The sequence below is a fragment of the Pseudoalteromonas sp. SR43-7 genome (assembly GCF_014163785.1).
GTDB lineage: Bacteria > Pseudomonadota > Gammaproteobacteria > Enterobacterales > Alteromonadaceae > Pseudoalteromonas > Pseudoalteromonas distincta.
In genome coordinates this window covers 85,521-108,812 of the sequence record NZ_JACJDY010000006.1, presented here as the reverse complement: position 1 = coordinate 108,812, position 23,292 = coordinate 85,521, and the positions used below count along the sequence as shown (strand labels likewise).

The following is a 23,292-nucleotide window of genomic DNA, read 5'->3' as shown; positions in this document are numbered from 1 at the left end:
GCTTTATACGTTTTTAGCACTTTGCATAAGTGCTTCTATATCGCTAATTTTTTTAGGCACGCTTAGGGTCAAGTTTTCATGGCCGGTTTCGGTAACTAGCAAGTTATCTTCGATACGAATACCAATGCCTTTATATTTTTGCGGTGCGCTTGAGTCTTCGCTGATATAAAGCCCAGGCTCTATGGTGAGTACCATACCGGGCTCAAATGCACGCTCAACGTTATTTACTTTGTAATCGCCAACATCATGTACATCTAAACCAAGCCAATGCCCGAGCCCGTGCATGTAATATTCTTTACATGCACCTTTTGCCATTAGCTCGTCAAAGTCGCCGGTTAAAATACCTAAATCAAGTAAACCTTGAGTCATTACTTCCATTGCTAGTTTATTAGCATGCGACATGTAACCACCTGGTTTTACTTCATCAAAAGCAACTTCTTGCGCTTTAAGAACAATATTATAAAGCGCGGCTTGCTCTTCGCTAAATTGTCCATTTACTGGAAAAGTACGGGTAATATCGGCGGCGTAACCTTGTAGCTCACAACCAGAGTCTATAAGTACCAGGTCGCCATTTTTTAATACGTCGCTATTTTGCGTGTAATGTAAAATATTGGCGTTGTCGCCACTACCAACAATTGTGCCGTACGCCGGGTGCGGCGCACCGTTCATTGCATAATGATGATGCAGCTCTGCCTCTAACTGAAATTCAGTAGCCCCAGCATGTGAAAAACGCATAGCGCGCATGTGCCCTCGCGCACTAATTTCACAACCTTCTCGCATAACATTTACTTCGCTTGGCGATTTAAACAAACGCATTTCATGAATAAGGCCGCGTATTTCTTTTAAAGTACTCGGTGCTTTGAGGCCTTTTCGCGCACCACTTCGAAGTGTACCTAGTAACGTAAACACTTTGGTATCAAATGAAGGATAAGCACCTTGTGCAAAATAAATCGCATCTTTTTCATTTAGTATATCGAGCAGCTTATCGTTTAATTCACTTAACGGGTAAGCTTCATCAAACAAGTAGTCGCTTTTAGCTTTATCAAAGCCAACTCTGCGGCCATGCCAAATTTCGGCAAGCTTGTCTTTATCTAGGCAAAATAAAGTACTGGGTGCATCGCTGTTGTTACATAGTACAAGTACAGCGTCGGGTTCGTTAAAGCCTGTTAAATAGAAAAAGTCGCTATCTTGTCTAAATGCATATTCGGTATCGCGGCTACGCGTCACTTCGCTCGCAGCGGGAATAATAGCAACGCTATTTTTATCCATTTGCGCAAGTAAACGCTCACGGCGTGCTTTAAATTCTGACTTTTGTACTTCAACCATTATTAACCAACCCGTTTAACTTTTTAAACTAATGAAGTGTTTTTTTAGTACTTTGCGTGTTTTGCTCTTTACCAAGCTCTGCAAAACAAAGTAGTGCTGATACGCGCACATATTCAATCACTTCGTGCAGCGCTTGGCTGTCTTCTTCGGTTTCTTCAAAAGTGGTATCTAGGCGAGTGATTTCGCTAAAGTCAGTAATAACTTCTTTAACATCGCTTGATAACTTACCGTAATCTTTTTGCTTTAAGCCAAAACCAAGCATAAACCCTGCTACCCATGATACGAGGCCATTAGCCTGATCGATGAGTGTTTCGTCATCGTTTGGTAAAAATAAATCAAACTGAAACTCGTCATCATTAAAGCTCGCAACTACTTGCTTATAAATAGTGCCAAAAAATTGCTTTAAATCGTTACTAAATGATTCACCATCGTTAAACACATCGCTCAAAAGACCTAAGTATTCTTTGTCGTCAATGGTTAAACCACACGCAAGTAAACCACTAATTACACCATGCGCTTCGGCAGGTGATACAAATATTTCGTTTTTTTCTAAAAGCAGTTGAGCTTTTTCGTAATCGGGTAAATCGTTCATAATCGAATCTTCGCTTTGCAAGTTAAGGCAATGCTACCACTCGATAAAAAGCAACTCCAATTAATTGTATGATCAAGCTCAAAAACCATGCGATAAAGTAAATGACGAGTTAAAGGTGCGGGAAAACTAAGCGAACGGTTTAATTTTTTACGTTTGGGGTTTAAGGATTGGATTATGTCTTATATACTTAAATTGTTCCCTGGGGTACCGGAGCTTGGTTAAGTCCCTGAGCCGATAAATTTTATACCAGGATTTCTGTTCGTCTACTATTGTGCAAGCTCGGCATGTACCGAGAAGCCTACGGTAAACCGCAGATTTCCGCCCTGAAACCTTCTGGTTTCAGGACTGAAACCGGGTACCGTATCTTGGGGAACACCTTCTTATTTTTATACTCCCTCTTATTCATTTTTTTGCTATACCTTCGTACATTATTTTTATAATTTTTGGCAAAAAAAAGCTGCAAGCAATTTCTTACTTACAGCTAAATTTTAAATGCTTACGCTTATTTACTTAAACCAACCTTGAAAGCGCTCCATCATCATGTAGTTTATTGGCACTAACAATAAAGTAATAAAGGTCGCAAAAATAATCCCAAACCCTAAACTTACCGCCATAGGTATTAAAAACTGCGCTTGAGTCGCTTTTTCAAATAATAACGGCATTAAACCAATAAAGGTCGTTAAACTTGTTAGCATTACAGGACGAAAACGCGATGCACCGGCAAGTTTAACTGCATCTAGTAATTTGCCGCCTTCACTGCGCTTTTTATTGATAAAATCAACTAGTACAAGGGAGTCATTTACTACCACCCCAGTTAAGGCGAGCATACCAAGCAAGCTCATAATGGTTAAATCCATGCCCATAATCCAATGCCCGACTACAGCACCTATCATGCCAAATGGAATTACACTCATTACTATAATTGGCTGTAAGTAAGACTTAAGCGGTATCGCTAATAGCGCATAAATTATGAAAAATACAAACACAAGTGCCCAAGCCAATGAGCCAAACGACTCTCGCTGCTCTTTAGCTTCACCTTCTAGTTTGTAATCTACTCCAGGATATTGCTGCATTAATTCATCTAAATACTCCGTTAGGTCAGCCTGAAGTATGGTCATGTTGGTGTTATTTTTTTCGATATCCGCTGTTACATTTAAAGTACGGTAGCGGTCTATTCGGTTAATAGTTGACGGGCTTTGCCCTGCGGTAAGGGTTGCAACATGCGATAACGGCACCGAACCACCAGTAGGTGTATTGATGAGTATATTTTGTAAATCGGCAACTGAGCGGCGCTCGTCTATAGGCAAGCGAACCATTACACGTACATCATCACGCCCGCGCTGAATACGTTGGACTTGCGAGCCAAAGAACGAGTTACGCACTTGACCTGCAACATTAACTCTATTTAAGCCCAGCGCTAAGCCCTGCTGCGTAAGCTCTATTTGTAACTCTTCTTTACCATCAGACATGCTATCTGCAATATCAAATACCGTTGGGTAGGTCGATAAACGGGTTTTAATGTGATCAGCCACGTCTTGTAAAATAGTCAACGAAGTCCCGCTAAGCTGAACATCAATTGGGTCAGAACTTCGGCCAATTTCAGCTCTAAACGTTAAGCTTTCAGCGCCTGGAATGACACCAATTAAATCGCGCCATTCGCTGGCAAGCTCTCTTGATCCTATGTCTGATTCACGCTTTTCAGCCGGTGTTATTTCAAAGCGTACAGAACCTGAATTAGATACACCACCGCGCCCGCCTGTTGTGGCTAATATATTTAAAATAACGCTTTCACCTGTATCTGGGTCGCGGTATTTTTCTTGTAATTGCTGCGCCTTTTGCGACATATCAATTACGTATTTATTAGTGACTTCAAATGGCGTACCTGTTGGTAGTGTTAAGTTAACGCGGACTGTTTCGCTTGGTATACGCGGGAAAAATACAAACTTAGTCCAACCACTAGTGATCATGGTTAAAATTATTATAAACACACCAACAAACAAACTTACCGAAGCCAATTTATGGCGCAGTGCTAAATTTAAAGTGGGTTGGTAATATTTTAGAATCGCGTTTTCAAATCCATCTGCAAAACGCTGTTGAATAACATCAAACTTTGAAGGTTCGCCTTTTTCGTGGCGTAGTTTTATATATTTTAAATGTGCGGGTAGTACAAATTTAGATTCAATCAATGAAAACAATAATACCGGAATAACCACTACCGGTATTTGTGCAAACAAAGCACCGCGCGCCCCTTCAATAAAGGCCAAAGGTAAAAAGGCGGCAACGGTAGTTAATACACCAAATGTTACTGGTGTTGCGACTTCTTGAGTACCTAAAATTGCAGCTTGCTCCCCCGACTTAGCTGTTTTTAAGTGGGTATAGACATTTTCGCCAGTAACTATGGCGTCATCAACAACAATCCCAAGTACTAATATAAAGCCAAATAAGCTCATAATATTAAGGGTTACGCCAAAAATAGGCATCGCTATAAACGCGCCCATAAACGAAACCGGAATACCAATAAATACCCAAAATGCAATTGCAGGGCGTAAAAACAAAGTAAGTAAAGCAAGTACTAAAATACCGCCTTGTAGGGCATTGGTCGTTAGTGTGGCAATTCGACTTTTAACCAGCTCCGAATCATCATCCCAGTAACTTAGTTCAAATCCTTGTGGAAGGGAGCTTTGTTGCTCTTTTATGTAGTTTTTAACTTCGTCAGCAACAGTAATCGCACTTTGCGGACCAATTCGATATACGTCGATAAATGCAGCCTGCTTACCATTAAAGCGAGTACGTACTGGGGTTTCTTCAAAATCGTCTTTAATTATTGCGATATCGCCTAAACGAATAATCGTGCCGTCAGCTTGGTTTTTAACAACAATATTGGCAAATTCATCTTTACGATATGCTTGCCCTTTAGAGCTTATAAGTACGTCCCCACCTTCAGTTTTTAAGTTACCAGCAGAAATATCAGAGCTTGAATTAGCAATGGCACTCGATATTTGTGCAAGGCTTAAATCGTACTGGCGAAGAACGTCTTGGCTTACTTCAATGGCAATTTCGTAATCACGAACACCACTTAGCTCTACCTGCGTCACATTTGGTAAGCGTAGAATTTGATCGCGTACTGTTTCTGCATATTCACGGGTTTCTTTTTCGCCGTAATCACTTGATACGGTAACCGCGATAACTTCGCGAATTCGCTCCGCAAGCGCGACTATTGGCTTTTCAGCATCGGCTGGAAAGGTATTAATTGCATCTACACGACTTTTAATATCAGCTAAAAGCTCACGCGGGTCGTAGCCCGTTTCAACTTCAATTGTTACAGAGCCTGAGCCTTCAGAAGAGCGGCTAAATATTTGCTTAATACCTTCTAAATCTTGTACGGCTTCTTCTATACGAATTGTTACGCCTTGCTCTACATCCTCTGGTGTTGAGCCACGCAAACTTACGTTCACGCTTATCATGTCGGTTTCGAATGAAGGGAATACTTCAAGCGGTATTTTAGTCGATAAACTAAAAAGCCCCGACAGCAGCAGTGTTACTAGCAATAAGTTAGCTGCAACATGGTTTTTGGCAAACCAAGCTATCATGGCTTATCTCCTTGCTTTGCTGGACGGCGTTTTTTTAACTCTTCAACACTAATACCAAGCTCTTTTGCTTTTTGTTCAAGCTGCTCTGGAGTCGGGCGCTTTCCTTTACCTTGCCCATTCGCTCCACGGCTTTTAGGTTGATCTGCGCTTTGTTCACCTAAAATACTTACTTGAGTTCCTGAACTTACTTGACCAAGTGGAGTAATAACAAGCTTATCATTTGCGTTTAAACCGGTTTTTATCATCGCCTGAGTCGCATTTTGCCAAGCTAGTGTGATGTCTTTGCGCTTAAGTACGCCATCTTCAACAATGTAAACGTACGTTCCTTGATAAATTGTACTGTTAGGAATTATAAGTGCGTTAGATACTGTTCTGCCGGTAATTTGCGCTTTTATATACTGCCCAATTTTTATGGGGTACTGGTTATTTGCTGTTGCTTTATACGGGTCATTAATTTTAGCAACTACATAAAGCTGCTGTGCGCCTTCATCTATAGCACCTTCTGTGCGTGCTAATTGACCTTGCCACGTTTGCTCACCTACTAAGTCAGAAGTAAATTTAACAATTGAACCCGCTTGGTTTTTAGCACCATCGCGATACTGCTCTGGTAAATTTACAAATGGGAGATCTTTATTTTTAATTGGTAAGCGAATCTCAACGCTATCGATTGCGTAAATGGTAGCTAACTGTGTGTTGTTAGTAACAACTTGCCCTAAATCAACACTGCGGCTAAGTATACGTCCCGCATATGGTGCCGTTACTTTAGTGCGCTCTAAATCAAGCATCGCTTTTTCAAGTGCAGCCTGAGCCGATAAAACCTCAGCTTCAGCGGCTGCTAGTTGTGGTTCTCGTAGTACTAAGCTGCTTGCTTGATTTGAACCGCCAAGGCGCTTCCAATCGGTAATAGCTTGTTGCCCACGCGCTTTTTCTTCTAGTAAACCTTGCTCTGCAGTTAATAAATTGGCTTGAGCAGATTTAACTTCAGCCTGATGATCTCTGTCGTCTAGTTTTAAAAGTACATCGCCTTTTTCAAAAAAACCGCCTTCTCTAAAGTCATCACTTACTTCAATTATTTGTCCAGATGCCTGAGCCACTAACAAACTTTGTGTACGTGGTTTTACCGTACCGTAGCTGTCTATCATAACTTGATAATTTTGTGGTTTTAGCTCAAGCGCAGCCACACTTATTGATGCCTTAGGAGGTGCCCCAAAGCGTTTAGCCTCTGGTGGATTCCCCTTAATAAACATAACAATTAAAATTGTGGCAACAATAACCACCGCTGGAATAATAATTTTTGCTGTTTTAGTTTTCATCGTTATTGCTCTTTAGTTCACTTGAGGGCTTTGCAAAATCACCACCAAGGGCAATGTGTAGGTTAATTCTATTGGCTATTAATTGGTTTTTAATATCGATTAAGGAGCTTTGCGCATCGAAAGAGCGATCTTGGGCATCAAGCACTGTCGTGTAAGTTACCAAGCCACTTTGATACTGCTCAAATGACAATTGCTCTGCAGCAAGTGCGTTTTCTTGTGCCTCTAACGTGCTTGTATATTGAGCTTTGAGAGACTGCTGCTGCGAAATTGCATTTTCAACATCGCCAAACGCGTCATAAAGCGTTTGTAAATAAAGCTGCTCTTGCTTTTGAGTATTAAGACGCGCTATCTCTTCGTTGGCTTTTAAGCGCCCTCCTTCAAAAAGTGGCGCTGAAATACTACCTAATAAAGACCATGCAAGGCTTGATGGAGAAAACAAGTCGCTTACTCTGTCGGTGCTATCGCTTAATGAAGCAGTTAAATCTAAACTTGGAAAGCGTTGTTTGTGCGCATATGCCAATGATGCATCGGCTGCTAAAAGCTCATACCAACTTGCACGTAGAGTAGGTTTTCGCGTAATAAGTTCAGAAGGTAATCCTAGAGGAATATCGGTATTAATAACAGGTAAGTCACTACTAGCAGTAATAGCGCCTTTTGGGTATTCACCAAGTAAACGCTCAAGTGAACGTGCTGACGCCGATAAACTCGCTGTTTGAGTGGCAATGCGAGAGCGTTCATTATTAAGCTCATTACGCGCTAAATACACATCGAGCGCTTCGTTTATGCCTTGGCGATAGCCAGCTTCAATAATATCGAGATTTTGTTGTGAGTTGGCTTCGCGACGTTTAAATAAATCCAGTAATTGCTGCGCCGTAACCACATCAAACCAACCTGTTACCACATCAGCAACAAGTTGCTGTTTAGCTTGCTCAAACCGTGCCTGCTGAGCTAAATAGTTAAGATTAGCTTCGCGCTTGGCGTCAGAGAGCTTACCCCATAAATCAACCTCGTAAGTTAAGTTTAAACTAGCTGAGCTTGCGTTGTCGTAACTTACAGGGCGGTTGTCTTTACTACGGCTTGTACGTGTTGATAAATCGAGGCTTGGCCAAAGTGCAGCGCCCGAGACTATAAGTTGCTGCTTTTGAATTTCAACATCATAACTCGTTTGCAAAAGCTGTTGGTTATTTTTAAGTGCTTGTTGTACAAATTTATTAAGCGTAGGATTTTGTAATTGTGTAAGCCATTGCTCTTGTACTTTTAACACTGAGCTTGATGCTTCTTGCTGCCATTGCTGAGGCATATTATTAGGCGCTTGCATGCGCTGCGACGAGTTCAAATTACTCGCACAGCCGCTAAGCAGCATCACACTAATTGCCAATAGGGTTGGCTTGCATTGCCAAATCATAATTAAACCTAAATTACTGCTATTTATGAGGTTAATTCAAGCACTTTGGCAAATTTTGCTCAACCTACTTTACATAACATTACATAGCTAGCGATGAACTAACATAATAGCCAGTTATACGGTAAAAATGAGCAAATGATCAGCAATTTTTAACAATAAAAAATTAATTTTTTGTAATGTGTTTAAGAGATTAAATATACAAAAACAAAAAAGCCCCGCTATAAGCGAGGCTTTAAATAAATGTACCGACTAACCGAGTCGAGCGGGTAACTTATACAGACTACTGATTGCAAGTCAGTTGCTTTGCTCTTAACTATGGGTATTTTTAATTCTCAAGTTGAAAACAAAAAAGCCTCGCTATAAGCGAGGCTTTTAAATAAATGGTGCCGACTAACAAAGTCGATCGGGTAACTTATACAGACTACTGATTACAAGTCAGTTGCTTCAAGTTACCTAAAATAAATGGTGCCGACTAACCGAGTCGAACGGTTGACCTACTGATTACAAGTCAGTTGCTCTACCAGCTGAGCTAAGTCGGCACACAAAACTGTGTGCTAAGGCACGTTCAATTTTAAAGATTGAGAACTTTTATAAAGCACTTAAAATAAAAAAACCTTGCATAAGCAAGGCTTTTCAATAAATGGTGCCTCGACGCGGAATCGAACCACGGACACGAGGATTTTCAATCCTCTGCTCTACCGACTGAGCTATCGAGGCACATAAACTGTGCTAGTTACCGATTAATAAAATTAACCTTTAACTTAATAAATGGTGCCGACTAACCGAGTCGACGGGTAATTTGAACAGACTACTGATTACAGTTTTTCTTTTCAAACTACTTTAAATAAATGGTGCCGACTAACCGAGTCGAACGGTTGACCTACTGATTACAAGTCAGTTGCTCTACCAGCTGAGCTAAGTCGGCACACAAAACTGTGTGCTAAGGCACGTTCAATTTTAAAGATTGAGAACTTAAAGTAAATGGTGCCTCGACGCGGAATCGAACCACGGACACGAGGATTTTCAATCCTCTGCTCTACCGACTGAGCTATCGAGGCACATAAACTGTGCTAATTAATTGTGATACTTTACAATTAACTTTATATAAATGGTGCCGACTAACCGAGTCGAACGGTTGACCTACTGATTACAAGTCAGTTGCTCTACCAGCTGAGCTAAGTCGGCACACAAAACTGTGTGCTAAGGCACGCGTAATAATGTTTAAACTGTTGATTAAACACCACTACTTTAATAAATGGTGCCTCGACCCGGAATCGAACCAGGGACACGAGGATTTTCAATCCTCTGCTCTACCAACTGAGCTATCGAGGCACTTAAACAGTGCTAATTAAAAATCTTGAAGGATTTTTAATGCAATTCCCACTCATCTCTACCGACTGAGCTATCTGGGCGTGCGGCGTATTAAACGAGTTTTGCCCTTACAAGTCAACTTTTTTTTTATTCTTTATAACTGTTTGAACGGTTTTCAGACAACTCAGTGTATTTTTTATTAATAACGTTCATTTTTACCACAAATCGAACTATAAATATAAATAAATCAGACTAAAACCGTAGTGAATTATTTTTTGTAAATGTTACGATTAGCTTAGATACGTACGATAGGGACTTATCGTAGTAAAATCACATCAATTGGAAACAATCAATGCAGAGTAAATTTTCATCGCCAGTCAAAGGCTTATTACCTCTTTTTTTAATCATAAATATTGCAGTAACAGCGCTTGCTATTATTGCCCACTCATTTTATTCACAAACTGAAGTTAAGACAGCCCAATCTGCATCATCTGTTAATATTGTAACGCTTGCCGATAGATTAGACTTACCTATGGTTGATGCATTAACTATGTATGGTCAAGGTAAAGTAAGGCAGTTACTTGATTTAACGTCGTTATTAGATGATGACTTTGAATATACTCTATATCGCTTCAATCCAACATCAGGTACTCAATTGGTATATAGCAGTAGTAAACCTGCTATCGCTTCAATTAAAACTGAAAAGCATCTAGTAGAAGAAGGCATCCTACATCACTTACTGCTGTTAAACGATCAACCTATTGGCGAGCTTATTATTAAGCAAAACCTACCAACCGCTCCTTTAAGCGCTCAAAACTCTCAAGTTATTGCCTACATTATTGCTATAGCAAGCGTAGCTGCATTATTTATATTTACTTTAATGTTTAATATGTACATTAATAGTCGCTTACGAAAAAGTACTGACACTCTTACACAAGAGCTGCAGGCAATCACCGAAAATGCTAATTACAATAGTAGTGTTGATGAGCAGCTTGATATTGGTTTAGGTGTAGTGGCAAAAAACATTAACTTACTACTACAAAAAGTACAGACTGCGATGAGTGAGAATGACGCCGCACAAAAAGAGCTTTATAAATTACAAAATGGCCTAGAAGCCGAAGTGCAAAATCGTACTATAGCGCTTGAGCAAGCCACATTAAAAGCAGAGCGAGCAAGCGAAACCAAAACGACCTTTTTAGCCACAATGAGCCACGAAATAAGAACACCGATGAATGGTGTTATAGGCACTATTGATTTACTGCGCCAGACCGAACTTGATGGCGCTCAACATCGTTTAAGTACAATTATTCGTGAATCAGCATTTTCGTTATTGAGCATTTTGGATGATATCTTAGATTTTTCTAAAATTGAGGCTGGAAAGCTAAATATTGACCCGATCCCATTTTCGGTAACCGATACCATTGAAGAAGTTGCTCGAGTACTCTCATCAGTTGCTAAAAAACGTGAGCTTGATTTAGAGCTAGCAATAGCACCAGATATTCCAATCAACCTTACCGGTGATAGTGTGCGTGTACGTCAGGTGCTTTATAACCTATGTAGCAACGCAATTAAATTCACTAGCACTGATGAAAAAACCCAAGGCCATGTAAAAATATCAGTAGAGGTGGTTCATAATACGACTGATCACTTTACCTTACGCTTTTGCGTAACTGATAACGGTAAAGGCATGTCGCAGGCGCAACTTCGCGAAATATTTAATCCATTTATTCAAGCCGAAAACTCAATTACCCGAGAATATGGTGGCACCGGTTTAGGTCTTTCTATTTGTAAAAGCTTAACTGAGCTTATGCTAGGTACTATTCATGTAACTAGTCATACCGGGATTGGCAGTGAATTTACAGTAGAGCTGCCGTTTAGCACATCGGGTAAAATTAAGTACGCACATAAAGGTGCATTAAATGGTAAGCAAATTGTTGTAGTTAGTAATCACCTAGAACGTGAAAAAACAATGTACCGTTATTTATCGTTCATGGGCGCTAAAATAATTTATGCACACACAGAAGAAGAAATTGAAGAGCACCAGCATTCACAAGATATTATTTGGGTGGCTGATGGCATAGACAATATGGATAAAACTAATGCGCTGCTTAGACGTTTATTTTATTCATTAGAGGATTATAACCAACAAGTTGTAGTACTAAGTAAGCTTGATGAAGCAGCTATAAATCATAAAAACATTTTTTATATTAATGCTTCTCCTCTATGTAAATCTAACTTTATGCTTTCTATATTGGTGGCTGCAGGGTTACATACACCTAAGCAAATTAAAAAAACCAAAACACTTAATAACTATTTAAATGTTGAGCAGGCACGTAATTCAAACAAATTGGTTTTACTTGTTGAAGATAACCTTCTAAACCAACAAGTCCTCACCGATCAACTACATATACTGGGCTTTGGCGTTGAAATAGCGAACAACGGTGAAGAAGGCCTAGATATGTGGAGAAAAGGTGATTACTCACTTATTTTAACCGACTTACACATGCCTAAAATGTCGGGTTACGATATGGTCGAAAAAATCCGTAATGAAGCAGAGCTATTAGAATCGATTGATGCACAGCCTTACATTATTGCAGTAACAGCAAACGCACTTAAAGGCGAAAAAGAGCGCTGTTTAGCAGTAGGTATTAACGACTTCATTACCAAACCTATAGAGCTAAACGCGTTAGAAGAAACTCTAAAACGTTGGAGCGATAAACAAAGCCAAAACCCAAATGTAGTTATTCATCAAACTATGGCACTACCTATTGATATGGAAGCTGTTGCTAAATATGTAAACGGTGATGACGCTAAGCAAATTCGTTTTTTCAAAATGTATTTAGAACAAAGCCAAGGCTTAATTAAGAGTATTAATTCCGGCGTTATGGTTAACGACTTAAATGAGATTATTGAAGGGTGTCATCAATTAAAATCGATCTCCAAGACAATTGGTGCCCAAACGGTGGCAGAACTTTCAAGTGCATTTGAAGATAAATGTAAAGAAGGTGAACTCACAACCGATGAATTAATAGAGTTAAGAGATAAGCTGGAAATTGAATACTCTAAAGCTGCTCAATTTTTAAAGGAACAAATTAAAATATCTGAGCAAGAAGATGAGTTAAATGAATAAATAAACATAAAAAAAGGGCTTAATAGCCCTTTTCTTATGTTTAAAACATTACTTTTCAGGCGGTCGATAACCTTCAATTACTACATCTTTGTTTTCAAACAAAAAACCAACCATTTGCTCTTCTAAAAATGTGCGGTGTTCTGGGTCCATCATATTTAAATGCTTTTCGTTAATAAGCATTGTTTGTTTATGTTGCCACTGAGCCCACGCTTCTTTAGAGATGTTATTAAAAATCTTTTCACCAATTTCACCAGGGTATAACTGAAAGCCAAGCCCTTCGGCTTCTTTTTGTAACTTTTGACAAAATACTGTACGTGCCATGATTGATTCTCTCTAACGCTAAATATGGAGCTATTCTATACTATTGCTGTAATTTGTTTAACCAACTTTTTAGTTGGCGCTGCTAGGCCAACCTCTATTGATTGATCAAGCGGATACCAGATTAATTGCTTATCGTTTACCACATCAGGAGTTTTCTTAACATTGAGGACATGCGGGTTAATCCTCAATTCAAAATGTGAAAACACATGAATAAACGCTTCAAGCTCTACTAAACTAGCCTCTAGGCCTTGCTGAGCTAAAAATATTTGAAGCTCTTCATACTCATTAAATTCAAAAAAGCCAAACAATCCGCCCCAAATACCGCTGTTAGGACGTTTTTCCATAAGCACTTTATCACCACACTGAATAATTAACTGATGACAACTCTTTTTAGGAACTGCTTTTTTAGGTTTAGAATGTGGAAACTCTTTTACTTTACCTGCATTAAAAGCACCACAGCCTGAGTTTAATGGGCAAGCATCGCAATCAAACCGGCTGCGTGAGCAAACGCTCGACCCTAAATCCATCATAGCTTGATTAAACTCAGTAACATTATCTTTAGGCGTTAACTGCTCTGATAAATGCCAAAGCTGGTTTTCGACCTTTTTAACGCCGTACCAGCCCTCAATCATAAAATAGCGCGCTAAAACTCGCTTCACGTTCCCATCTAAAATAGGGTGATGCTGCCCAAGCGACAATGATAAAACAGCCCCTGCAGTAGAGCGCCCTATTCCAGGTAAATCCATTACTTCATCGAGTGTTTTCGGAAACTCACCTTGGTATTTGTCACGTACTATTTTGGCTGTTTTATGTAAGTTACGCGCACGTGCGTAATACCCTAAGCCGGTCCAGTGATGCAGTACTAAATCTTCATCCGCATCAGCTAAAGCGATAATATCTGGAAAGCTTTGCATAAACTTTTCAAAGTATGGAATAACAGTAATAACTTGGGTTTGCTGCAGCATCACTTCAGACACCCACACTTTATAAGGTGTTTTACCTAGCTGCCACGGGAGTGTTTTACGCCCATGAAGGTGATACCAATCAACAACTTGATTAGAAAACCAGTGTGACTGTTCTTTATTTAAATCCAACATTTTTAACTTTTACTGATGCCCAATAGCGGCTCAGTCTATTGCAGTTAACAAAAAGATCAAGCTATACGGGGTGTAAAACCAGCTAATACTTGTGATTGCGGCCTCGGTCAGGGATAATATGCAACCATTTTTAAACACATTGTTTTTGTCAGGCCAATAATATGAGTGAATCAAGCAACACTAACCTTGAGCAAGCTAAGCAAGAAGGTAAATACATCCGCACCATTCGCAGTTTTGTAAAACGCGAAGGTCGATTAACCAAAGGCCAAGCCGCTGCAATCGAAAAATGCTGGCCAACAATGGGCCTAGAGCATAAAAACGGTATGCTTGATTTAAGCGAAGTTTTTGGCAACAACAACGATGTAGTAGTAGAAATTGGTTTTGGTATGGGTAAGTCGCTTGTTGAAATGGCAACAAATGCCCCTCACCTAAACTTTATTGGTATTGAAGTACATCGCCCAGGCGTTGGTGCTTGTTTAATGGATGCCGATGAAGCAGGCGTTACCAACTTACGCATTTTTGAACACGATGCAGTTGAAGTACTTGCAGATTGTATACCTAATGAAAGCTTAACAACACTACAGCTGTTTTTCCCTGACCCTTGGCATAAAAAGCGTCATCACAAACGCCGTATTGTACAAACTGAGTTTGTTGAAAAGCTAAGAGCCCAACTTAAAATGGGTGGTGTTTTTCATATGGCAACAGATTGGGAAAACTACGCAGAGCACATGCTCGAAGTAATGAACGTAGCTCCTGGTTTTAAAAACCAATCAGAAACAAATGATTATGTTCCACGTCCAGATTTACGCCCGCTTACTAAGTTTGAGCAGCGCGGACATCGCCTAGGTCATGGCGTGTGGGATTTAATGTTTGAGCGCACAGAATAATTAAATTTAATTACTCACTTTTACTTTTATAAAACTAAATATACTGTAAGGCAAAGCCATTTATGAGCGTACTAACCAACCCAAGTTTACTGTTACTTCGTAATAGCGAGGCACTAACGGGAAAATCTATCTTGGTGGTCAACTTTGTTCAAGATGGCTTTTTAACAGAGCTTAAAAGACTTAATCCGCAAAGCAAAGTAACTGCGTTTAGCTACAACCATGCTAACGGAGAGTTTGCTAAAAACACCAAAGATGTTGATGTTCATGTAAGCCACACAATACCTGGTAACGACTACGATTTAGTTATTCTTTACTACCCTAAATCAAAACCAGAGTTATTAATGGCACTTGATAATATTCGATCTGCTATTACTGATGATGCCGAACTATTAGTGGTAGGCGAAAACAAAAGTGGTGTTAAGTCAATTGAAAAGCAACTAGCTGGTAAAGCTGAGTTTAGTAACAAGATTGATTCAGCTAAGCACTGCGTTCTTTACTCATTTGCTGAAATTTCTAAGCACCCTCACTTTGATATTACGACTTACCATAAAAAGTTTGTTGTTAATGTTGCCGACACTGAATTTACAGCTATTAGTGTTCCTGGAGTGTTTAATCACGGTAGTTTAGATATAGGAACGAAAGTTCTACTGGAAAACGCACCGACAATTAAGCAAGGCAAAGTTCTCGACTTTGGTTGTGGCGCAGGTTTAATAGCAACTTTTTTAGGGCTTCATAATCCAGCACTTGAGTTTGTGTGTAGTGATGTAAGTGCGCTGGCAACTTATGCAACACAGCAAACCCTAAAGCTTAACAACATCAATGGTGAGGCTATATTAAGTGACGGCCTTAAAAGCATTAATGGCAAGTTTGATTTAATTATTAGCAATCCACCTTTTCATACTGGTATTGCAACCGACTACACAGTAGCAGAAACATTTTTAGCTAATGCAAAACAGCATTTAACTAAATTAGGGAAGCTAAATATTGTTGCTAACAGCTTTTTAAAGTACCCGCCTATTTTAGAAACTCAGTTTGAAAGCTATCAAACTGTATTTAAGAACAATAAATTTGCTGTATATAGCAGCTAATTTAAATTTGTAAAATGATTGAGCACAAACGTGCTCAAGCTAACTTTCGAATAAATATAAGAATTAATTTAGTTTTTTTCCTTCATTTTTCCACGTCTTTGCTAAACTAAAACTCTAAATAATTAAATTTAACTCAGGCGATAATGAAATAATGCCTAAAAAAGTTCATCAAAGTAGCATTCGAAAAGCACTCATTAATTTGATCATGCTTATTACAGCTATTTGCTTATCGTTATCTATTTCTATCTCTACGTATTTAAGCGTGAAAGAACAAAAGCAATTAATAGTTAATAAGCTTGTTATTCTTTCTGAAATTGTAGCTTTTGATGCTGGGCAATCGGTAATTGAAGATGATCGTAAAACAGAAGAAAAACGCCTCAAGTCATTTGAAAAGATCCCTCTTGTAAAAAACATACATATTTACTCAATAGAAAAAGCATCCCAAAAGCCTGTTTTCTTTATTAGCTTTAATGCTAAAAAAACACCTCCTGTGCCACTAAGAATAGACAGTGTAGAAGAGCTAAAAACACCACGAATTACGAGTGACCATATTGAGCTAACCCGCCCTATTTACGATAACGAACAAGTAGTAGGTTATGTGTATATGCGAGGAAGCCTCGAGAGTTTAGAGGTTTATATTGAGAGAAAAATATTAATAGACGTGTTATTAACATTATTAATTCTGGCGGTTGTTTACTTTATTGCTATTAAAGTTCAACGACGTATAGCTAAGCCAATAGAGCAATTAAGCATGTTATTGCAGGATGTGTCTAAAAATCATAACTACGATGCACGCGCACCAGTAACTGATGTAAAAGAAATAAGTGCTCTTTCAAATAGTTTAAATATCATGCTTACGCGTACAAAAAAACAACTTGAACGCCACGAAAAAGATAAGCAAGAAATCAAACAACTAAACCTAAGCCTTGAAGAAAAAGTAAACCAACGAACAATCGCCCTTAGAGAGGCAAATCAAGAGCTTTTATCAACTCTTGAGCGGATGCATCAATACCAAACACAAATTGTTGAAAACGAAAAAATGGCATCTTTAGGGCAAATGGTTGCAGGTGTTGCCCATGAAGTTAACACACCAATAGGGCTAGGTATTACAGGTTCTACGTTACTTAGAGATAAACTAGCAGACATACAGCAAAGCTTTGATGACAAAAAACTGACCTCAAGCCATCTAAAACGCTTTATAGATGAAGGTATTGAAAACTTAGATTTAATTTACCGCAACTTAAATCGTGCAGCTGACCTTATATCTAACTTTAAAAAAGTAGCGGTTATTCAAGATGACGGTGTAAATACCTATATTAATGTGCACAAATTAATAAGTGATGTTTTAACGTCGATTCAATCTGAATTATTGCCCAAAAAGCCTGTTGTCACTATCAACTGTCCGACCGACTTGGCTATTCATAGTAAATCTGAACCTCTACAACAAGTTTTTCAGCAGTTACTTATGAACTCTGTAATTCATGGATTTATAGGTAAAGAAAACAATGAAATTCGCTTTGACGTAGAACTCGTCGGGAAAAAATTAACAATCGTTTATTCTGACAATGGTCAGGGCGTTGACAAAAATATTAAAAATAGAATTTTTGACCCATTTGTAACTTCAAAGCGCGGGCAAGGCGCAAGTGGCTTAGGCATGCACTTAGTTTATAACCTAGTAACACAAGCACTTGGCGGAAGAGTGATGTTTGATCTTGAAGAAAAACGCGGTGCTCGCTTTATAATTACTATTCCTTAAATAAAGACCATTAAAAAGTGCATATATTTAAAATTTATCCTTGAATTAGCATTTAATGACCTCATTAATGAGGCATGTGATAAGTGCGTAACATTATTTAATTGCTTTAAATAAATATTACCAAGCGATTTATGAACTTTTTTATCTTTGCTGTATCACATACATTGATGAAAGGTTAAAAAGTGATATAGTTTTGCTTTGAATTAGTCTGATTATTTTAAGTACCTTGTTTGATTGAATGATATGTCAATTATCAAAGGAAAATGGCTTCGACTTTATGATTCAAATAGCTACATCCATGTATATATCAATTAAACAGTAGTTTTTGCACTGTCCTTTTTAGCAGACTTTGGACACCCTACTGTTTTATTTTTATCCAATTTGTTTTTTCCTTGTTAACAAATGGGTATAATCCTATAATCTCTAGTAATCGGTTATAAATTAGTCACCGATTTTTTATAAATAATATATTCCAAAAGGTTAATTAATAATGCAAACGCCAGTCATTCTAATCGTAGAAGATGAAGACGTAACTCGACTGAACCTAGTTAGTTTATTTGAAGCTGAAGGGTACAAAGTTATTGAAGCCATTGATGGCGATGATATGCATGACAAGCTTACAAATAACGATGACGTTAATCTTGTAGTTATGGATATCAACCTTCCTGGTAAAAACGGTCTTATTTTAGCCCGTGAATTACGCCAAAAGCGTAAAGTAGGTCTTATATTCCTAACTGGTCGTGATAACGATGTTGACCGTATTTTAGGTCTTGAAATTGGCGCAGATGACTACGTTACTAAACCGTTCAACCCGCGTGAATTAACTATCAGAGCTCGCAACCTTATTACTCGTACTGCCTTAGGTGGTGAAGAGTCAGCACTAGAAACAAATGGTGTTATTACGTTTAATGGTTGGGAACTTGATGAAAACAGCCGTTGTCTTACTTCTCCAAATGGCGACGCTAAGCGTTTACCTAAAGGTGAGTACAGAGCACTTCGTTTAATGCTTGATTCTCCAGGTCGCATTTTCAGCCGTGAGCAATTAATTAAGCATATGACAGGCCGTGAGCTTCGCGCAAATGACCGTACTGTTGACGTTACTATTCGTCGCATTCGTAAGCATTTTGAAAGTGATAACTCAACGTCTGAGTTAATCAGCACCATCCATGGTGAAGGTTACCGTTTCATTGGTAAAATTGACGCTTAATTAGAGCTAATTAGTTTCACTCTAATTGCTGTAAAAATAAATGAAGGGCTTTTTGTCCTTCATTTATTTTATCTGCCAGAATATCTAACCACTGCTTTAACACCTCATCAGATTCATCAATCGCACCATGTTCCATTATTTTGGCATGAAGCTGCACATCATTAAGACCTACTGAGCCAGCCGCACCTTTGAGTTTATGCGCTACTGATTCATACTCTTCTCTATCACCAGTATTTAATGAAGTAAGTAACTCTTGCTGATATTGTGGACTTAGCTTTTCGAATAGCTGACTACTGCGTCTAAACACAACTAAGCCCATTGAATTGACAAAGTCTTCTATTGTTTCTATATCTAATAAGTGTGCATCAATGCCTTTAAGGGCTTCTTCACTTACTTTTAACAGTGGCTCTGTGCATTCACTTTGCTTAATTCCAAATAAATCGGCCAGCATTTTATCAAGCTTCACTGTGTTAATTGGTTTAGCAAGCGCTCCTTGTATTGATATACCTTCAAGCTCTTCTTCAGCACTACGAACATTGGCGGTCAGAGCTACAATGGGTAATTTATCAAAGTGACTGTCTGAGCGTATTTGTTTGGCAACTACGTCACCATTTATATCAGGCAATTGCATATCAAGTAATACTAAATCTAAGTCATCTTCGGTTTCGACAAACGAGAGTGCATCTTCACCGGTTTCAGCCCACAATACCTCATGCCCGCGTTGCTCTAATAAGTTTGTAGCAATTTCGGCGTTAAGAGGTACATCTTCTACTAGTAAAATATACAAACCACGACCAACATAACTTTGCTCTGTTGGTGCTACACATAAACTAAGCGGTATCTGCACTGTAAAGCAGCTCCCTTCGCCCTCAGTACTATTTACTGTAATTATTCCTTTCATTGCACTTACAAGCGCCTTAGTTACAGCTAAACCAATACCTGAGCCTATAGCGTTAGTCCCGTTTAAGTCTGGCGCCTTGTAATACATATCAAATATATGAGCAAGCTGCTCTGGCGGAATACCTTGGCCGGTATCCGATACTTTAATAACTAACCACGGGCCTTCAACTCTATTCTCTCGGCTACATTCAAGAGTTACCTTTCCTTGCTGTGTAAACTTAACGGCGTTATTAATTAAGTTCCAAACAACTTGGCGTAAGCGAGTTGGGTCGAGCTGTGCGTAAATATCCAGCATCCCATTGCGCTTAATATCAAACTCTAGCTCTTTTTGCTCCGCGATTAAGCCCGCAAAGTTAACAACGTCATTTATAAAGTCTGACACGTTAATAGAGTTGGTCACTATATCGAGCTGATCTCTATCTATTTTGTCTAAATCAATAATATCGTTAAAAATATTACCGAGCGTTTCAGCACTCGAAAATATAGTATTACCCCAACTACGCTGCTGTTTGTTTAAGTCAGTATCAAGCAGCATTCGTGTTAAACCAACAATACCATTAAGCGGTGTTCGAAGTTCATGGCTTAATGTAGCAATAAACTTACCTTTGTCTTTATAGGCCGTTTCGAGCGCTTGAGCGGCCTCCTTACGACTTGTGATATCACGACCAAAGCCCAGTAAACCAATGTAGTCACCGTCATCATTTATAAAAGGCAATTTACGCAGCTCGAACCAACGCATTTCACCATTCACCTCATAACCCACATCAATAGTCAGCGCTTTATGGCTTTGCTCTACTTCTTTATCGGTTTTCAAAACTTCAGATAAAAAGTGACTAGGAAATATTTGCTCAACCGTTTTGCCAATTAGTTCGCTACTTGATTTGCCCATTACTTCTTCAAACATTTTATTACAACCAGCAAACACGCCATTATTATCGCGGTAATAAAACAAATCAGGAGATGAATCTACTATTGAGCGCTGCAGCATGCTTTGTTGAGCAAGTTCTTGTTGTGTTTTTTTACGCTCAGCAATTTCTCGTCGTAGTTCTTCAATAGCGCGGTGCTTGGCATGAAATGCCATTTTACGCTCATCAATTTCGATATTTAGACGATTAATGTTATCTTTTAAGGTTTGATTTAAAAGCTTTTCTTGCTTGGTGGCGCTATCTAAATAAGCATATGAGGCATCTAGTTGTCGAATTGAATTAAGCAACACACTTATAATTAAAGGAGAAACTACAGCCGTAAAAAATACCACGGCTAAAATATCAACCAGGTGTAATTCGCCTATCGCCACATAATAAAACATGCTCGATAAAATAAGAGATACAGTTAAAAATAAAGTGTAACAAATAGCAGCGGTTTTAAATTCACCAAATCGCGTTATTGAGCTGGAAAGTACCCGAGCCCAAGGGCTCAAAGAATAATCGGTCATACGTAATTTTATCTCTTAGCTGTGTACTTAATATAAAGAAGGCAATGCGTATGTACAAACATACCATTTTCCCAAATTTTAGCATTTTTCTCCTACCACTACTCACGTTGTGCGATAAAAACAGAATTTTTCATGTTTGATTTAGCTCATCTATTAAACTCATCATTTCAGCAATAAATTATTTAGTGTAAAATGCCCCGCTTTATTATCCCCAAAATACGAGTAGCGCACATGCAAACCAATATGCCAGATATAGCAGACACTGCACCCGCTTTACAAACAGGTAAATTAGACTGGGTTGGCATGGGCGAAATAGAACTGCCATTTATTTTTGAATCCCGAGACTTATCTCCAGTTACAGTAAACGCCAAAGCTCGTGCATTTGTAAATTTACATAAAGAAGATGCCAAAGGCATTCATATGTCACGTCTATTTTTGGCACTTGATCTGCTTTCAACCGAGCAGCAAGTCAATCCGCAAACGATAGCGCAGGCACTCGATACCTTTATAACTAGCCACGAAGGGCTGAGCGATAAAGCACAAATTGAATTTAAATTTGAATTACCGCTACGCCGTAAGTCACTATTAAGTGGTAAAGCGGGCTGGAAAAGCTACCCCGTTGTACTTACCAGTACAATTGAAAATAACGTTATTAGCTACGAGCTAACCGTAGATGTTACTTATTCTTCAACGTGCCCATGCTCTGCTGCACTTGCGCGACAGCTTATACAAAACGCGTTTAACGAAAAGTTTAACCAAGAAACCTTAAGCCAAAAAGATGTGCACGAATGGCTAGGCACTACACAAGGCATTGTAGCTACTCCCCACTCGCAGCGCTCTATTGCCAACGTAAAAGTAAAGCTTGATAGCAACATTCAAGAATTTGACGTAGTTACGCTAATTAACACCCTTGAAGCTGAGCTTAAAACACCAGTACAAGCAGCAGTAAAACGTGAAGACGAGCAAGAATTTGCCCGTTTGAATGGTCAAAACCTTATGTTTTGTGAAGATGCAGCGCGTAAAATTAAAGCACTGCTAGAGGCAAACAATTACAGTGATTATTGGCTGCAAATAAACCACTATGAGTCACTGCATGCACACGATGCTGTTGCTATTGCAGTAAAAGGTATTAAAGGAGGCTACAAAGCTTAATCGCTGTGTAGCTATTGCTTGTATACCAGTCGGTAATTATTTTATAACCCATACTTTTTAGGCACGTAAATTGCTTTATTTGAGCAGTGTCAATTTGTTGTTATGGAGTTACCGTATGGAATTCGCTTTATTTTTAATCCTAGTATTAGTTGTCGGGGCCTCTGTTGTTGCGTCAAAATTTAATGACGATGGCGGAAACCCGTATCCTTTTACTCGCAAGCAAACTGTTTTTACGCAGGTTGAAGGCGCTTTTTTAAATCTTCTAGAGCGTGCTGTTGGCGATCAATATAAAATTGTTAGTCGTGTTAAGTTAATCGACGTTATTGACTGTAAGCAAGGCCTTTCAGTAAAGTCTAAACGTGCTGCTTTAGCTAAAGCTAAAAATAAGCAACTCGACTTTGTTTTAATCGACAAAGAAAAACTAACAATCATTGCTGCTGTTGACCTAGTTAACAATGCCAACAAAGATGGCCACAAAGCTCAACGCGACTGGTTTGTAAACGGTGCACTAGAGTCTGCGGGCATTCCACATATTCGTATGAAAGTTAAATCGGGCTACCGCCCTTCTGAAGTACGCGATGCAATTATGTTTAAACTTGGTAAGCCTGCAGCAACACAAACTCAGCGCCCTGTTCGTAATCGCTCACATAAGCCAGCGGTACTTTCACCTTCTCAGGCTAAAGCGCAAACCACCGCGTTAGCTGAAATTTAAAAAACGAATTAAATACTCTCCTAAAAAGTATTTAAAGCGAGCTCATAAACAAGCTCGCTTTTTTGTTTTT

At 39.0% G+C, this 23,292-nt stretch carries 15 protein-coding genes, 6 tRNA genes and 1 other RNA gene; 8 read left to right on the top strand and 14 right to left on the bottom strand.

The window, feature by feature from the left end:
• Positions 1-3: 3 nt before the first annotated feature.
• Both pepP and H5087_RS06735 read right to left on the bottom strand, forming a co-directional pair.
• Complete coding sequence (gene pepP / locus H5087_RS06740; protein WP_182671528.1) at positions 4-1,326, bottom strand: Xaa-Pro aminopeptidase; 1,323 nt, start codon at positions 1,324-1,326, stop codon at positions 4-6.
• Between the two features lie 28 nt (positions 1,327-1,354).
• The gene (locus tag H5087_RS06735) at positions 1,355-1,918 is read right to left on the bottom strand and encodes a UPF0149 family protein (protein ID WP_002962745.1); all 564 of its coding nucleotides are present in this window, start codon (positions 1,916-1,918) and stop codon (positions 1,355-1,357) included.
• A gap of 193 nt (positions 1,919-2,111) precedes the next feature.
• On the opposite strand from H5087_RS06735, the gene ssrS reads away from it, so the two are divergent.
• Positions 2,112-2,294: non-coding RNA, 6S RNA (ssrS, locus tag H5087_RS06730), on the top strand.
• A 130-nt stretch (positions 2,295-2,424) separates the two neighbouring features.
• Here ssrS and H5087_RS06725 read toward each other — a convergent pair.
• The 9 genes from H5087_RS06725 to H5087_RS06685 form a co-directional block, all read right to left on the bottom strand.
• Positions 2,425-5,508 carry an efflux RND transporter permease subunit gene (locus tag H5087_RS06725; RefSeq protein WP_002962744.1) on the bottom strand — a complete coding sequence of 1,028 codons (3,084 nt, stop codon included), beginning with the start codon at positions 5,506-5,508 and terminating at the stop codon, positions 2,425-2,427.
• Positions 5,505-6,821 (bottom strand): efflux RND transporter periplasmic adaptor subunit, encoded by a 1,317-nt coding sequence (locus H5087_RS06720; RefSeq protein ID WP_182671527.1) that lies wholly within the window; start codon positions 6,819-6,821, stop codon positions 5,505-5,507. Before H5087_RS06720 ends, H5087_RS06725 begins: the two co-directional genes overlap by 4 nt.
• The gene (locus tag H5087_RS06715; protein WP_182671526.1) at positions 6,811-8,226 is read right to left on the bottom strand and encodes a TolC family protein; all 1,416 of its coding nucleotides are present in this window, start codon (positions 8,224-8,226) and stop codon (positions 6,811-6,813) included. The genes H5087_RS06720 and H5087_RS06715 overlap by 11 nt, the downstream gene beginning before the upstream one ends.
• A 463-nt stretch (positions 8,227-8,689) precedes the next feature.
• Positions 8,690-8,765: transfer RNA gene (locus H5087_RS06710), tRNA-Thr, on the bottom strand.
• Positions 8,766-8,867: 102 nt separating this feature from the next.
• Positions 8,868-8,943 (bottom strand) — tRNA-Phe (locus H5087_RS06705).
• A gap of 132 nt (positions 8,944-9,075) precedes the next feature.
• Positions 9,076-9,151 (bottom strand) — tRNA-Thr (locus H5087_RS06700).
• Between the two features lie 57 nt (positions 9,152-9,208).
• Positions 9,209-9,284, bottom strand: a tRNA-Phe gene (locus H5087_RS06695).
• 51 nt (positions 9,285-9,335) lie between these two features.
• A tRNA-Thr gene (locus H5087_RS06690) sits at positions 9,336-9,411 on the bottom strand.
• Between the two features lie 71 nt (positions 9,412-9,482).
• A tRNA-Phe gene (locus H5087_RS06685) sits at positions 9,483-9,558 on the bottom strand.
• A gap of 331 nt (positions 9,559-9,889) precedes the next feature.
• On the opposite strand from H5087_RS06685, the gene H5087_RS06680 reads away from it, so the two are divergent.
• Positions 9,890-12,667, top strand: coding sequence for a hybrid sensor histidine kinase/response regulator (locus tag H5087_RS06680; RefSeq protein WP_182671525.1), 2,778 nt, complete (start codon positions 9,890-9,892; stop codon positions 12,665-12,667).
• Positions 12,668-12,715: 48 nt separating this feature from the next.
• Here H5087_RS06680 and H5087_RS06675 read toward each other — a convergent pair whose 3' ends face one another.
• Both H5087_RS06675 and mutY read right to left on the bottom strand, forming a co-directional pair.
• Positions 12,716-12,988, bottom strand: coding sequence for an oxidative damage protection protein (locus H5087_RS06675; protein ID WP_182671524.1), 273 nt, complete (start codon positions 12,986-12,988; stop codon positions 12,716-12,718).
• A 35-nt stretch (positions 12,989-13,023) separates the two neighbouring features.
• Positions 13,024-14,085: an A/G-specific adenine glycosylase gene (gene mutY, locus H5087_RS06670; RefSeq protein ID WP_182671523.1), complete on the bottom strand. Its 1,062-nt coding sequence runs from the start codon at positions 14,083-14,085 to the stop codon at positions 13,024-13,026.
• A gap of 161 nt (positions 14,086-14,246) precedes the next feature.
• Here mutY and trmB point away from each other — a divergent pair, with 161 nt between their 5' ends.
• The 4 genes from trmB (at position 14,247) to arcA (ending at position 19,023) form a co-directional block, all read left to right on the top strand.
• The gene (trmB, locus tag H5087_RS06665; RefSeq protein ID WP_182671522.1) at positions 14,247-14,972 is read left to right on the top strand and encodes a tRNA (guanosine(46)-N7)-methyltransferase TrmB; all 726 of its coding nucleotides are present in this window, start codon (positions 14,247-14,249) and stop codon (positions 14,970-14,972) included.
• A gap of 62 nt (positions 14,973-15,034) precedes the next feature.
• Complete coding sequence (gene rsmC, locus H5087_RS06660) at positions 15,035-16,060, top strand: 16S rRNA (guanine(1207)-N(2))-methyltransferase RsmC (protein ID WP_024605357.1); 1,026 nt, start codon at positions 15,035-15,037, stop codon at positions 16,058-16,060.
• 151 nt (positions 16,061-16,211) lie between these two features.
• A complete protein-coding gene (locus tag H5087_RS06655; RefSeq protein WP_182671521.1) occupies positions 16,212-17,816 on the top strand; it encodes a sensor histidine kinase in 1,605 nt (534 codons plus the stop codon).
• A 490-nt stretch (positions 17,817-18,306) separates the two neighbouring features.
• A complete protein-coding gene (gene arcA, locus H5087_RS06650) occupies positions 18,307-19,023 on the top strand; it encodes a two-component system response regulator ArcA (RefSeq protein WP_002962549.1) in 717 nt (238 codons plus the stop codon).
• A 16-nt stretch (positions 19,024-19,039) separates the two neighbouring features.
• Here arcA and arcB read toward each other — a convergent pair whose 3' ends face one another.
• The gene (arcB, locus tag H5087_RS06645; protein WP_182671520.1) at positions 19,040-21,358 is read right to left on the bottom strand and encodes an aerobic respiration two-component sensor histidine kinase ArcB; all 2,319 of its coding nucleotides are present in this window, start codon (positions 21,356-21,358) and stop codon (positions 19,040-19,042) included.
• A 231-nt stretch (positions 21,359-21,589) separates the two neighbouring features.
• Here arcB and folE2 point away from each other — a divergent pair, with 231 nt between their 5' ends.
• Together folE2 and H5087_RS06635 are read left to right on the top strand one after the other, a co-directional pair.
• The gene (gene folE2, locus H5087_RS06640; protein WP_002962551.1) at positions 21,590-22,510 is read left to right on the top strand and encodes a GTP cyclohydrolase FolE2; all 921 of its coding nucleotides are present in this window, start codon (positions 21,590-21,592) and stop codon (positions 22,508-22,510) included.
• A 115-nt stretch (positions 22,511-22,625) separates the two neighbouring features.
• Positions 22,626-23,222 carry a DUF2726 domain-containing protein gene (locus H5087_RS06635; protein WP_182671519.1) on the top strand — a complete coding sequence of 199 codons (597 nt, stop codon included), beginning with the start codon at positions 22,626-22,628 and terminating at the stop codon, positions 23,220-23,222.
• The last annotated feature ends 70 nt before the right edge of the window (positions 23,223-23,292 follow it).